Source organism: Scytonema sp. PRP1 (assembly GCF_036697665.2).
GTDB classification, from domain to species: Bacteria; Cyanobacteriota; Cyanobacteriia; order Cyanobacteriales; family Nostocaceae; genus Kalymmatonema; species Kalymmatonema gypsitolerans.
Genome location: NZ_JBAHYJ020000104.1, coordinates 102112 through 115838 on the forward strand (window position 1 = coordinate 102112; position 13727 = coordinate 115838).

Sequence of the window (13727 nt, forward strand, 5' to 3'; positions counted from 1 at the left end):
GCTCCCGTTTCCGGGAAACCCCTTTCGGGTAACGTTTGCCTCGTTAATGTTCAGAGTCGGTAACTGTCCAGGTTGCACTGCCTAAACTTCTGTTGGACGTTTAACAATCTGGTTCTAGGGTCGCGGGACTGGCAAGCATCCCGGAGTAGGAACTTAAACACTTGCTCTGAACGTAGCCCGTCAATGGACTGAAACTGGTCAACTAGAGTTAACTACAAGCCCCTGCCTTTTACGGATGGGAATTGTACTCAACTAGAAGTCGTTGACTTCAAGCAGTTGCAATCTAACCGCCATAAAAAGTTTTTAGATTAGTGCGCCACATTCGTGATAGTATATCACTTCAAGATTAATTGAATATATTTATTTTGGCATTTTGGCAAAATTTTATTCTAATTTTGCGTTATTCTTTATACAAAATTATATTTGATTATTGCTTAAAGCAATACTACTGTAGAAAGAATTTGAAACAAAAAAGCAAAAGACGTTGCTTAAAACAGTGAACAGTGAACAGTGACCAGGCGTATAGTGTGGTTGTACTGACACCAACGCTTTCTGTGCTCTTGGTGGAGGACTTAAACATGCAAAGGATGAAACTGATAACTGATAACTGATAACTGGTAACTGTTAATGAATGTTCGTAGTGCAATTGCTCTTGGGAGTAATCTTGGTAATTCCCGTGCCATCTTGGAAGCCGCTATTGAAACTTTAGCTCAAACTCCGGGAATTCTCTTAGAAGCTAAATCGAGTTGGTACAAAACTAAAGCTGTGGGACCACCACAACCAGATTATATAAATGGCGCTGCAATACTGCGGGTGAATATTTTACCACAGTTGCTGTTAAAAACTTTGTTACAAATTGAAAATCAATTTGGACGCGTACGACAACAACGTTGGGAAGCACGCACCCTAGATTTAGATTTGTTGTTATATGATGACTTAATTTTGAATACACCAAACTTACAGCTTCCTCATCCCAGAATGCGGGAGCGAGCGTTTGTGTTGGTACCACTTGCGGAAATTGCTCCAGATTGGATAGAACCAATTTCCGGGTATGCTATTAAACAGTTGGTTAAAGCGGTAGACTGTTCTGAAGTACACCGATTGGTGAGCAACTTATTTGACCAACCATAAACACAGACAACGCTGATTTTTACATCCTCCGAAAGTGTTAGTCTGTGTCTTTTTAAACAATGGAATTCGCTTATGCCATTAGGTAGAGAATTACCCCAGCTGCTGAGAGAGCGCTTGTACTATAAAGGGCGCAAATTTAATTTTGAGGTCAATCGCTTACGTTTACCTAACAACGTAGAGGGAGAATGGGAATGCGTTCGTCATCCAGGTGGCGCTCTGGCTATACCCGTCACTCCAGAAGGTAAACTGATACTCGTGCGCCAGTACCGTTTCGCGGTTCAGGGAAGGGTGTTAGAGTTCCCTGCTGGTACATTAGAACCAAACGAAGATCCCCTAGAGACGATTCAGCGTGAAATAGAGGAAGAAACTGGCTACCGCGCCCAGAAGTGGCAAAAACTAGGAGAGTTTTTCCTTGCACCGGGGTATTCTGACGAAATCATCTATGCTTATTTAGCGCAAGATTTGGAAAAGCTGGAGAAACCACCAGCACAAGATGATGACGAGGATTTAGAAACAGTGTTTTTCACCCCAGAAGAACTGGAAAAATCTATTCTGGAAGGAGAGCCTGTAGATGCTAAATCAATTTCTAGCTTTTTCCTAGCTCGTCCGTTGTTGAACCAGTTTTATTCAAATGTAGAACAGTAGTACACTCCTTTTGGCATTGCTGAATTAAGGGATGATTCTTGTGGGGTAGGCATCCTGCCTGCCCCCAATTGTGAGGGACGGGCAAGATGCCCATCCCACAAGAAATGTTTGTTCATCCCGCAAGATGGTAGTTTACAAGGACTTGAGTGCATACGTAGAGCATCCCCGCCACAAAATCGGATCGGGTGGTGATACTGACAATATGCAGATGAGCATTGCCATTGCAGAAAAGCTCATCTCTCAACTACTGTGGACGGCAGAAGTTTTAGTCAGCAGGTTTGTCACACCCTGTTTTTGAGAAAATTACCTGATAAGTGATAGAGCGCTTTTTCCATGATAAAACTCATGCTCCGGCTGATCTTCGTCATTCTGCTGGTATGTAGATTGGTGGGTTATGCTGCTGTGGATAGCCCAGCGTCTGCTTCAGGCTGCGCCATCGCCACCCGTTCCGCCCCTATTAGCAATGGAACGTTGTCCTACAACGAGGTTGGCACCGGACAACCGATCTTACTGCTGCATGGACTATTTGCAGACAAAGAGCAGTGGAACAGTATGATGTGTCAGTTGTCTCTTGCGGGCTATCGGGCGATCGCTCCCGACTTACCGGGCTATGGTAACAGCACTCTTGTCGCAATCAGGGACTATACGCTGGAGAATCAGGTTGCACTGCTGCACCAGTTCACGAATCAATTAGGAATTCGCTCCTTTGATATAGCAGGGAGTTCGATGGGGGGAGCGATCGCCACCCTTTACAGCCAGCGTTACCCGGAACAGTTGCGTAGCCTTGCCTTTATCGGTTCACCTTTAGGTGTGACTGATTGGGCGAGGAGCGTCAGAAATTCCATCTTTGACGGCATAAACCCCTTTATTCCAACCACCAAAGAACAGTTTGACTTAGAAATTAGCTTGCTGTTTGTCACGCCTCCCACCATCCCTGATTCTGTCAAAACAGAGAAAGTGAACGACTACATCACTCGTAACCGTCACTATCAACAGGTTTGGGACATCGTGAACCTGTACGATGACGTTCTGTGTCAGGGGCGATCAACTCAGCTACCGACCCTTGCTATCTGGGGCACAGAAGACAAGATCTACGACATTCGTGGAGCTGATCGGCTGCAACGCTGTATTCCCGGAAGCAAAGTGATCCGATTACCAAAGGCAGGACATCTGCTGCTAATAGAAAATTCAGAGGAGGCAACTGCGAATTACTTAAGATTTCTCAATGTGTTTCACTCTAAAAGCACATTGCCAATGTCTTAGAAAGCAGTAATTTTTATGCGTAACTTCTGTATTTCAATGTAAAATCTACATTCTGTAGAGCGGTGTGGCAGTGAGTGCAGCATCGGTTGGCATTTCTCCAATTGTTTTATAGCCGCTAAATATTTAAGAAAACCGTTATAACAAAAACAATGGCTAAAAATTTTAATAGCAATTCACAACTTCCCTTAAAGAGTCAAACTCCTATCAGCCGCACAGCAAAGCCAAGTTCTGATTTCTACTCTATTTTTTCTGAAGAAGAACTTTTAGGGATAATTCATGCATTAGAAGTCAGACGAGAAATACCTTTAAAGTATTCTTACAAAGGTAGAGGCGCAAAAATTTGGGATGATTTTTATCAAAAATATATTATTCCTAGATGGTATCGGACATCAAATGTAGAAATTGATCTTTTAAAAAAGAATTTTGAATTCATTAATGGCAGTCATCAAAGTTGTGATAAAGTCACTATTGTAGATGTAGGGTCAGGAAATTCATATCCTGTCAAAGGATTCATTGGTAGACTTAATAAAATAGGTAAAATTAATAAATATATTGCGTTAGATATTAGCGAAGAATTACTGAATTTATCCAGTAAAAATTTTAGGAAGTGGTTTCCACTAATAGAGTATACAAGTTACACACTTGACATAGAGAATCATTGTATACCAAAAAATTGGTTAAAAAATCAGGCTAGCCTTGAAACTGACGATACAGCGAAAATATTTTTACACTTAGGTGTGACAATTGGCAATCATCAAAATAGAAATGGAGTATTCAAAAACTTTAGAGACAGCATGGGGAAGAATGATTTTCTGGTGTTCACTAACGAAATTGGTTCTAACTCTCAATGGGATGGAACAGTGAGAGGTGGCTGCAAGTATCATGCAGAACAAATCTATGCATGGATTAAAAACAAGATTGGGATTAGGTCGCAAGATTGTGAACTTGTGAGAAAGTATGATTTAGAAACAGATAGTGTAGTTGCGAATATGAAACTGCGTCAGAGCTATACTATAAATTTCAATTTTATGGAAATAGATAAGAATATTGAAATCTCTGAAGGTGAAGAGATCACTATTTGGAGACATCATAAGTACGAAATACCTGAACTTATGCAAGAAATAGAACAAGCTGGACTACAACTCGTCCACTATAGTACTAATAAATACTTCTCACATATTATGGTGATTTGTAAGGTTGCCAGTAACTAGCTTTTAAGTTAAAATACTTCCCGCTAGTAACCATCTAAAAACATAATTAAGGCAGGAAAAAAAGCTAAATTTTTATTGCATATAGCAGTCCTATTTGATTTATGAAAATTATCAACCGCCAAGACGAGCCAGCGCTGCAGGAGGGTTTCCCGACAGCAGGCGACTGGCGTCGCCAAGGACGCCAAGAAAAGAGAGAAGAGACAAGAGAGAATTTCACGAATCATTTAGGATTGCTATATCAAGCATATCGATGAGTGTGATTTTTCACAAATGATTTAGGACTCCTATATATGGTGAACGCTTCCTAGTTTGCATCTGGTAAAAGGCTCTAGCTATTTGTCTCTTCCCTGGAAAAGGGCTTTTAACAAAAAGGCGAAGATGTGATTGTCGATAAGTTAAAACGGTCCAATAAACAGGCGGCTTTATTCACTCCGCAATGCAGCAATGATATCAACCTTGGTGGCTTTGAGTGCCGGCAAGAAACTAGAACCCACCCCTACCGCAACAGCAGCTCCCATTGACAAGCCAGCATTACCCAGAGAAAACTGATAGGGGGCTTGGATGATGACTGTGGTTGCTGTTTGAGTTAAGCCATGTACGCTGATAATCGCCAAGGTACCACCAAAAATGCTCAGGAGGAGTGCTTCCAGGATGAATTGCACCATAACCTCAAATTGAGTTGCGCCAAGTGCGCGGCGAATGCCAATTTCTTCGATGCGTTCCAAAACAGAGGCGATCGTAATATTAGCAATTCCTACACCACTAATCAGTAGAGCAATGACTCCCACAACAGCAAGTGCTTGTGTAGCAGATTGCTGGAGTTCCCGTTCCTTGAGCAAATCTGCAGCGTTATCAAACGTTTCCACAACTGTTTTGGGATGACGCTTTGATAATACTTGCTTGACTTTTTCTTTCAACTGTGGCATATCATCCAGTCGATAAGGACTAATCTGGAGAGTGCTAAACTGAAAATTCCCTGCTATAGCACCTGCAAAGGTGGAAGGCAACCAGAGAGTACCAGATTTTTCCCCAAATTCTTGACCAGCCGATTTTGTTTCCACAACTCCAATTACAGTAAGACGGGTATTTGCTAGGAAGATTGCCTGGTTGAGGGGAGATTGCTTTCGGAATAAAGTTGCTGCCAATTTCTGATCGATGACTGCTACAGGGCGATATTGCTCAAAATCTACTGCCTTAAAAAACCGTCCTTGTAGTATTTGGCGTCCAGTCGTGTTGATGTAATTTTGAGACACACCGTAGGTACGTACATCTTTTGCCTCGTTTTCCTCATACTGCACAGAACCAATACCATAAATTTGGCTCACGGAACTAACTGAGCGAATGATTGCAATACTACGTTTGAGAGCAACTTCATCATCTTGCTTCAAATCGTCGCCAACAGCAAACCCATTTTCACTAATTATGTAAGGTGTGAGGTAAGGTTTGTCTCGCTCGGCTAATTTAGCTTCAATTTGAGCATTGGTAATGTCGGCAATATTCAATGTGGCGCTAATCGCAGCCACTCCCATAAACACCCCTAGCGTGGTCAATCCAGACCGTACTAAATTAGTATGAAGCGATTTCCAAGTTAGGGAAAGCAGATCGGGAATTGAGATGCTCATAAGCCAATACAGTTGGTGATAAGACCAAAACCATTATCAGGATGGCAATGTAGAGACGTTGCATGCAACGTCTCTACACGTCTGGAATCTTCATAAACAATCCTTAAATGAACCATATTGATTTATGGGGTTCTTAATTTTGAATTTTGAATTCATAATTTTGGATTAAGCGAAGGGGTTGACAGTTGATTTCCTGGCTTATTGTGCTTTTTTGTCTGTAGGATTTGGTGAAATTGATGTCTCTTGTAAGGGAGTGTTGGGGGTGATAGTTTGAGTGGGCGCAACCTGGACGACTTGCTCGCCTTGACGTAAACCAGACTTGACCTCTACCGTAGTTAAACCTTGTAAACCCAGGTTAACTTCGCGTTTTTGTGCTCTGGCTTGTTGATCCTTAACCCAGACAAAGGGTCGATCGCCTGTTTGTAAGACTTCTAGAGGAATTGTTAACACGTTCTGCCGTTGCTGTTGAACCACTTCAACACTGACTTGACTGCCTGGTATAAGTGTCCTGCTGGGCTTATCAAGTTGAACTATTGCATCCACCTTTGCCTGATTGCTGGAAGATGAACCCATCATGGATGCGCCATCGCTACCAGGTGTTGAAGTGCTTGCTTGAGGAGAAAGGCTAATCACCTTACCTGTGAACATTTTGGGGTTGGGACCGATTGTGCTTACACGGGCAACTTGATTGATGCTGACTTTGGCAGCGTTGAGTGTGGTCAGTTTTAGTCGCACAATTTCTTTTGCAGGGTTTCCCAACGTCAGCAGTTTACTTTCTGTCTTGACTCCATCCCCTGGATTTACTTCTAGGTTCAGCACAATACCATCAGTTGGTGTTTTCAGGGCGCGATCGCTCAATTGTTGCTGCAGTTCCCGTAACTTTTCTTCACCTCGTCGCACATCAAATGCTGCCTTGCGCTGTTCCGATTCTGCATCTTTCACGGCTGCACGAGCTTCATCCACTTTATCTTGATCAGTCTTTAACTTATCTTCTAAATTCTTCAGTGTCACACGAGCATTACTCACCTTATCTTCGTCGATTTGTAATTCTCTATCAGAAATGACCCCCTGCTGGAACAAGCCTTGGGATCTCTTCAACCGCCTTTGAGCGTTCTTCAAAGTCTCAAACTCAGGGGAAAGTCCTCGCTGAAATGTTTCTTGAAACTCTCGGAATCGCTTTTGAATATCTTTATACTTCTGTTGTTTCTCCGCGACAACTTGTTGACGACGAGTTAAAGTTTCTTCGTTTTTTCTGTTTTCCAGTTGTTGTTCTTGAAATTCCTTTTGAACTTGGCGATCGCGCAGCACCAATAAAGTCTGTCCTGAACGCACTTGCTGTCCTTCCTCAACCAGAACCTGCTCTACAGTGACATCCCGTGGAGCCTTGACGGTCTGCTGTCCACCTAACTCAACAGTACCTGCTTCAGTGACTGTGACTTCAACATTACCACGTTGAACTGGTATGAGACTCACTGGCACCGGAGACACTGAGTGATGAAAGAAATAATTGTAACCAGCCCATCCACCAATTCCAAACAATAGCACTCCCGCTGATGTCGCAAGCCATCTTGCTCCGACTCGATACTTGCTCTGCTTCTTAATTCCTAAAATATTTGGGGATTCTGAGGGAGAAAGGTTTGGTTTTGTGGTATATTCGCCTTGTTTATCCTGTGGCAGCCTTGACTCAAACCTCTGCTTCATAGTCCTAAGTCTCCCCAAGCGTTGTTTGTCATTACAAGCTCTCTTATCGTCGCCACTCTCAAGTTGACTTCTGCTGACGCACTCGCCTAACAATGGATGTGAGCACCAAAAGCTATGGACTCAAGTTGCTGGATATAGTTCCAAAGACCAAAGTAGCTATACTTACTAACCTTAGAACGTTTGAGATGGCAGTAATTGTCTACGTAGTTATTCTAAAAAATTTAGTAAGGCTGTCATAGTACCCGTGAGGGTACTGATACAATACCATTCGCATAAGATAATTTATTTCAGAGTCTGGCATGACGAATCATGAGACACCATGCTAACGTTCCCGCTCCCAACAATGACGGTGTCAACCAATCACCCCAACGTACGTATAAAGTCTGAGTTTGCCGTCGATATATTGTTTCTGTATGCACTTCGTACGTATTATGCCCAGATATCCATACCGTTTTGCCGTGCGGATTCACAAAAGCTGAATATCCTGTATTTGTTGCCCGCACTGCCCATCTATCAGTTTCAATTGCCCGCATGATATCTTGTGCATGGTGCTGTGCTGGCATAGCTGCACTGTAATGGGCATCATTTGATGCACTTAGCATAAATTGCCCACCTGCAGCAGCTTGACGGCGAAATTGCCCAGAAAAAGCAGATTCGTAACAAATACCAACAATAGCGCGACCAAAAGGCGTGTCAAAGACCTGATTTGGCGAACCAGGAACTTGATGTTCGTCCAAAGGCGATAAACGGCTAATGATACCACCTAAAATTGATTCAAACGGAATGTATTCCCCAATTGGAACCATCTTTGCTTTGCCGTAGCGGCTTTTTATCTCACCATCGCCTGTTATAGTAAACAAGCTATTTGTATAACTGCTTCCTTGTTTATAAAAACCTCCAATCCATGCAACCACGCCTTTTTCCTGCACAGCTGCAACCATTGAACTACCCATAATGGCATCCTGGAAAAAAGGCAAAGCACCTTCTGGGGTCAGCACTGCATCCACACCTTGATCTGCTAGTGCCAAATATCCCGCCGTGTAGCCCTCAATAGCGCGACGAAAACCTTCTGGATAAAGCTTGATTTCGTTGGGGACATTTCCCTGAACAATCCCCACTTTCAAGGCGGCTTCTGGTAGTTGGGCGAGAGGACGGCTGTATAAACTAAAACCAATGAGATGGAGAGTGATAAATAGTGCTGCAGCAGTTCCGAAATAAAAGAACCGCAGAGGCGCGGAGGAGGACACTTCCGTGCGGGGGTTCCCCCCGTTGAGGAAAGTGTCCGTTGACACAGAGAAAATCTCTGCGCTCTCTGTGTCTCTGCGGTTTATCCACGTTTCAGCAATCAAGCCATTCACCGCAATAATCGCTGCTGTCACCGCACTAGGTCCAGAAAGTTGACCAAGGTGTAAAATTACCAAATTATGCGGACTTTGAGTGTAAGAAACAGAACTCCAGTACAAAGGTCCGGCACTCCAAAGAGCTTCTAATGCGCACCATAAGGCTGTGCCAATTAAGACACGAACAAACCCATTGTGGATGGAACGGCAAAACACTCGCATCGCGATCGCCCAACTCGCAACTAACGCAGCTCCCCAAAGGCTGATGAATACCCAGCAAAAGAGAGCGATCGCTAAACTCGCCAACCAAGGAACCCCCATCCAAGTCATCGGGTGAATCCCCGTAATCCAGGATAAGGCAACGCCGTGATAACCAATACCCCAAGCGAGTGATAGGGGGATAGGGGGGAATGAGTGTTTCCGTTGTGCAGAAGAACTCACAACTAATACCCACAGGGGAGCAAGGGCAATCCACGCTAATAACCACGCGCCGAAAGGTGCGACGGTCAACCCCATCAAAACACCACTAAATAGAGCAATCAAGTAGGGGATTAAGATTGTAAACCTCTCCCCCTGCTTCCCTTGCTCCCGTTGGCGCAGCCTGTCCGCAGGACTCAGCTTCTTACTCTGCCTCTGCTGCATCACCAGTATCGGGGGGAACGATCGCCACTCCCGTAATCACATCATCTTCGTCTAAGCGCTGCACTCGCACCCCAGTTGCGGATCGCGATTGTACTGATATCGCATTCACTGCCTGACGAATGATGATACCGCGACTGGTCACCATCATAATTTCATCGTCGCTGTTGACAATGTGCAGAGTTGCTAGTTGGTCTTTGATTTTGCGATTTTTGAATTTGGTTGCTGTTAGACCTTGACCGGCGCGATTTTGCAGGCGGAACTGGGCAACTGGGACGCGTTTGCCGTATCCTCCCATTGTAATCACCAAAGCCCAAGGACCAGTACTGCCGTTGCCTGGGACTTCTGTGGATTCTTCATTTTCAATTTCTTCTGTTTCGATTTCCTCGATTTCGGCTTCTGTGTCTGTATCTAAAGTGGCAAGAATAGCAGCAGGCAGAATATCCATTCCCACCAGTTCATCACCCTTACGCAATTTCATCGATTTTACTCCACGAGTTGCCCGTCCCAGGGGACGCAGTTGTTCGTGGGTGCATCTAAAGTGAATTGCCATACCCTGACGCGAACCAATGATCACGCTGTCTTCTACTCTGGCGCGTCGCACCCAGCGGAGTTGGTCGCCTTCTTCTAAGGATATGGCAATCAAGCCGTTGGCACGAATATTGCTAAACGCTGCTAACTCGGTTTTCTTGATATTGCCGCCCTTGGTAAGCATGACCAAATATTCATCGCTGCTAAACTCGTCAACAGGGACAATCGAGGTGATTTTCTCCTCTTTGGGAATGGGTAGCATTTGCACAATTGGTGTGCCGCGACTGGTACGAGAACCAACAGGGATTTGATACGCTTTCAGGCAGTAAACAACACCTCGTTCGCTAAAAAATAGAATGCTGTCATGGTCGCAGCAAGTCAAGAAATGCTCAACGTTATCATCTTCTTTGATCTTGGCACCTGCTTTACCTCTGGTTGCACGGCTTTGCGCTTCAAAGGTATTGACTGGCATTCGTTTGATGTAACCTTGCTCAGTCAGCAGAATCAGAGCTTTTTCATTGGCAATCAGATCACGCTCATCAATTTCTCCTTCAAGGGGTGAAATGACCGTGCGCCGGGGTGTGGCGTGTTTCTGTTTGAGTTGCGTGACTTCGGTTTGAATGATTTCTAAAATCCGCTCTCGCCGTGCCAAGATATCCTGCAAGTTAGCAATGATTGCTTGTAATTCTTCGTGTTCGGAGCGGATTTTGTCTGCTTCTAGCGCTGTTAAACGCCGCAGTTGCATTTGCAATATCGCATCTGCTTGCGCTTCCGAAAGCCCGTAGGTTGTGATTAACTCCCCTTTTGCCGTCGGCGCATCAGAAGCATGGCGAATTAAGTTAATAATTTCATCTAGGTGTGCTAAGGCAATCAATAAGCCTTGCAGTATGTGGTCGCGTTCTTCGGCTTTCCGCAGTTCGTAACGGGTGCGTCTGGTAATGGCTTCGATGCGGAAATCTAAGAAGACGTGCAAAAACTCCTTCAGGGTGAGTATCTGCGGTTCGCCATTCACCAGCGCCAGCATATTCGCCCCAAAGTTAGCTTGCAGGGGTGTTTGCTTGTAGAGGTTGTTTAGTACGACACGGGGATAAGCATCACGCTTGAGCTCGATAACAATTCGCATCCCATCGCGATCGCTTTCATCCCGAATATCGGCAATTCCCTCTAGCCTTTTTTCGTTCACCATCTCCGCAATTTTTTCAATCAGCGCCGCCTTGTTGGTTTGGTAAGGCAATTCGGTGATGATAATTGCGTCTCTGTCAGGGCGTCCCCGTTGTTCAATAGTTTCAATTGTAGCCACGCCGCGCATGGTGATTGAACCGCGCCCGGTGGTATAAGCTTCTTTAATTGCTGTCGTCCCTAGAATCTGACTTCCAGTAGGAAAGTCAGGTCCGGGGATATACTGCATTAACTGAATGTCGGTTATTTCTGGATTTTCAATCAGTGCTACCAACCCATCAATCAATTCACCCAAGTTATGCGGGGGGATGTTGGTTGCCATACCCACCGCAATCCCAGAGGAACCATTCAGCAGCAACTGCGGAATACGGGCTGGCAAGACTGTAGGTTCTTGCTGCGAAGCATCGAAGTTATCGATGAAATCTACTGTTTCCGATTCGATATCTTGCAGAAGAGCATCGCTGGTTAAAGCTTCCAAGCGGCATTCTGTGTATCGCATTGCCGCTGGTGGATCGTTGTCTACCGAACCGAAGTTTCCATGCCCTGCGATCAGCGGAGATCTCATGGAAAAATCCTGCGCCATCCGCACCAAAGCGTCATAGACTGCTGTGTCGCCGTGGGGATGATATTTACCCAATACTTCCCCTACCACACGAGCGCATTTACGAAAGGGGCGATCAGCGCTCAACCCTAGTTCATGCATTGCGTAGAGAATGCGACGATGCACAGGTTTCAGACCATCCCTGGCGTCTGGTAGTGCCCGACCTACAATTACGCTCATCGCGTATTCCAGATATGACCGGGACATCTCAATCCGCAGATCTGTTGGGATAATCCTCTCCTGAGAGGTTGTCATAACCTAAAAAACTCCAAAAATTGCAAATTTTAGCCGTTATACTGAGAAAAGAGCAAAAATGTTCCCGATTATTGCTGAATAATTACCGTTATTTGATACAATTTTAACATATACTGCTGTTTTTTGGCTTGTCCATGAACAGTTAACAGTGAAAACAAACAGTTTTTAAGCTGTTAACTGCTAGCTAATAACTAATTACTCATGACCGATGAGTGCTTCTTGCCCAGACTTAAGTTGAGATGCAATAAAAGGGGCTTTGGGCGCAAGAAAAAATCCAATCAGACTGGCAAACAGGATTGGAGTCAAGGGACTAAAGTTGGTCAATTTTGACAGCAACAAGGTCGTACTTATGGGTGTGCGCGTCACCGCTGCATTGATAGCTGCCATGGTACAAATCATTGCCAGGGTGGGATTAAGTCCAGGAATCAGCGCTGCTACTGCTTTACCGATACAAGCACCAGTGAAAAATAGGGGAATAATAAATCCACCACGCCATCCACCTGTGACAGTCATGCTGATGGCAGCCATTTTAGCCAAAGCAAGCGCAAACAAGAAAAGAGCAGGAAAGCTTTGATTGACAACCTCATCTAACTCCTCATGTCCAAAATAACGGGTGAGAGGTAAAACAGTTGCTAAAATGCCCAGTCCCAACCCTGCTATGGTTGTGCGTAAATAAATTGGTCCACCAATCAAGGCAAAAACTCGGTCAGCTCCGCGAAAAATGCCCATAAAAATCCATCCTGCCACGACCCCGACAATCCCAAACATGATAGCTACGGCAAAATCATCAATGCTATCTAGGTGGTACTGAGGGAAATGCCAGGTGGGTGCAATGCCCAAATGTGTAATTGCTGCAAAGACGAGATAACTAGCGCAACTTGAAACAATAGCAGGCATCAGGGCTTCGTAATACTCCACAATATGCTGGTGGTGCAAAATCTCCAAGGCGAACATAGCACCGCCAAGAGGTGCGCCAAACAAAGCAGTAAAGCCCGCAGCCATCGCCGCCAAACTCATAGATCTAACGTCTTCACCTTCGAGTCTTAAACGGTTAGCAACCCAAGTGCCAAACGAACCTGTAACCTGTACCAGTGGAGCTTCTGGTCCAGCACTGCCGCCTGCTGATATGCTGACTAGGGAAGCAAGAATCATTGAGGGATTTTTGCGAGCATCCAAGCGTCCGCCCTGAAAATGGATGTTATCTACGATGACGCCAATTTCACCAGGATTCCCAAGGTAATGAATCACCACACCGATAATTAAACCAGCCAGTGGCATCACGAACAGGAGAGTAGGACCCTGAAATTTTTGGAGTCCATGAATCATGAGTTCTAGGATATTCCAGTACAGCCCAGCAAATAAACCACAAAAAGTTCCGACAACAACCCAGCGTAAAACCCAGCGCGAAATTATGAAAGGATTACGCCTTGCTCGTCCAAAAAGCTGAGAGAATGTCCAACGTTGAGTTTGCTCTGTGGAGGGGCGCTTGTTTGGTAGCACTGCTGATTTTCCTGTCTAAATGAAACGAAAGTTACAAAAATTTTACAATTTTTATGCTTACTTTCATCTTCCTCATCTCAAGAACTGCTCCCATCAGGGAGCATCCTCA

11 protein-coding genes are annotated in these 13727 nt (G+C 44.7%); 6 read left to right on the plus strand and 5 right to left on the minus strand.

Translation table 11 applies throughout. The features are described 5' to 3' along the window. Positions 1 to 627: 627 nt before the first annotated feature. From folK to V5G28_RS27440, 6 genes are all read left to right on the plus strand, one after another. Positions 628 to 1131, plus strand: a complete 504-nt coding sequence (folK, locus tag V5G28_RS27415; protein ID WP_332996443.1) for a 2-amino-4-hydroxy-6-hydroxymethyldihydropteridine diphosphokinase — start codon at positions 628 to 630, stop codon at positions 1129 to 1131. 72 nt (positions 1132 to 1203) lie between these two features. Beyond that, complete coding sequence (locus V5G28_RS27420) at positions 1204 to 1776, plus strand: NUDIX hydrolase (RefSeq protein WP_332996445.1); 573 nt, start codon at positions 1204 to 1206, stop codon at positions 1774 to 1776. Positions 1777 to 1900: 124 nt separating this feature from the next. Then, positions 1901 to 2074, plus strand: coding sequence for a hypothetical protein (locus V5G28_RS27425; RefSeq protein ID WP_332996447.1), 174 nt, complete (start codon positions 1901 to 1903; stop codon positions 2072 to 2074). Positions 2075 to 2109: 35 nt separating this feature from the next. Next, the gene (locus V5G28_RS27430; RefSeq protein WP_336231379.1) at positions 2110 to 3039 is read left to right on the plus strand and encodes an alpha/beta fold hydrolase; all 930 of its coding nucleotides are present in this window, start codon (positions 2110 to 2112) and stop codon (positions 3037 to 3039) included. Between the two features lie 149 nt (positions 3040 to 3188). Continuing rightward, on the plus strand, positions 3189 to 4250 hold the full coding sequence (locus V5G28_RS27435; protein WP_332996451.1) for an L-histidine N(alpha)-methyltransferase: 1062 nt from the start codon (positions 3189 to 3191) through the stop codon (positions 4248 to 4250). Between the two features lie 101 nt (positions 4251 to 4351). Then, entirely contained in the window at positions 4352 to 4504 is a 153-nt protein-coding gene (locus V5G28_RS27440) for a hypothetical protein (protein WP_332996453.1), read from the plus strand. A gap of 168 nt (positions 4505 to 4672) precedes the next feature. Here the strand turns inward: V5G28_RS27440 and V5G28_RS27445 are convergent, their stop codons facing one another. The 5 genes from V5G28_RS27445 to V5G28_RS27465 all read right to left on the minus strand — a co-directional run bounded on the left by V5G28_RS27445 (position 4673) and on the right by V5G28_RS27465 (position 13618). After that, positions 4673 to 5872 (minus strand): ABC transporter permease, encoded by a 1200-nt coding sequence (locus tag V5G28_RS27445; protein WP_332996455.1) that lies wholly within the window; start codon positions 5870 to 5872, stop codon positions 4673 to 4675. Between the two features lie 198 nt (positions 5873 to 6070). Next, a complete protein-coding gene (locus V5G28_RS27450) occupies positions 6071 to 7573 on the minus strand; it encodes an efflux RND transporter periplasmic adaptor subunit (RefSeq protein WP_332996457.1) in 1503 nt (500 codons plus the stop codon). Positions 7574 to 7860: 287 nt separating this feature from the next. Then, on the minus strand, positions 7861 to 9555 hold the full coding sequence (lnt, locus tag V5G28_RS27455) for an apolipoprotein N-acyltransferase (RefSeq protein WP_442994294.1): 1695 nt from the start codon (positions 9553 to 9555) through the stop codon (positions 7861 to 7863). Then, positions 9536 to 12118, minus strand: coding sequence for a DNA topoisomerase (ATP-hydrolyzing) subunit A (gene gyrA, locus V5G28_RS27460; protein ID WP_332996458.1), 2583 nt, complete (start codon positions 12116 to 12118; stop codon positions 9536 to 9538). The genes lnt and gyrA overlap by 20 nt, the downstream gene beginning before the upstream one ends. Before the next feature lie 195 nt (positions 12119 to 12313). Further along, a complete protein-coding gene (locus tag V5G28_RS27465; protein WP_332996460.1) occupies positions 12314 to 13618 on the minus strand; it encodes a chloride channel protein in 1305 nt (434 codons plus the stop codon). Positions 13619 to 13727 lie beyond the last annotated feature (109 nt).

Coding starts and splice junctions, on each gene's coding strand:
- V5G28_RS27445 (WP_332996455.1), bottom strand. CDS start 5,872: ATGAGCATCTCAATTCCCGATCTGCTTTCCCTAACTTGGAAATCGCTT.
- V5G28_RS27435 (WP_332996451.1), top strand. CDS start 3,189: ATGGCTAAAAATTTTAATAGCAATTCACAACTTCCCTTAAAGAGTCAA.
- V5G28_RS27430 (WP_336231379.1), top strand. CDS start 2,110: ATGATAAAACTCATGCTCCGGCTGATCTTCGTCATTCTGCTGGTATGT.
- folK (WP_332996443.1), top strand. CDS start 628: ATGAATGTTCGTAGTGCAATTGCTCTTGGGAGTAATCTTGGTAATTCC.
- V5G28_RS27440 (WP_332996453.1), top strand. CDS start 4,352: ATGAAAATTATCAACCGCCAAGACGAGCCAGCGCTGCAGGAGGGTTTC.
- V5G28_RS27425 (WP_332996447.1), top strand. CDS start 1,901: ATGGTAGTTTACAAGGACTTGAGTGCATACGTAGAGCATCCCCGCCAC.
- gyrA (WP_332996458.1), bottom strand. CDS start 12,118: ATGACAACCTCTCAGGAGAGGATTATCCCAACAGATCTGCGGATTGAG.
- lnt (WP_442994294.1), bottom strand. CDS start 9,555: ATGCAGCAGAGGCAGAGTAAGAAGCTGAGTCCTGCGGACAGGCTGCGC.
- V5G28_RS27420 (WP_332996445.1), top strand. CDS start 1,204: ATGCCATTAGGTAGAGAATTACCCCAGCTGCTGAGAGAGCGCTTGTAC.
- V5G28_RS27450 (WP_332996457.1), bottom strand. CDS start 7,573: ATGAAGCAGAGGTTTGAGTCAAGGCTGCCACAGGATAAACAAGGCGAA.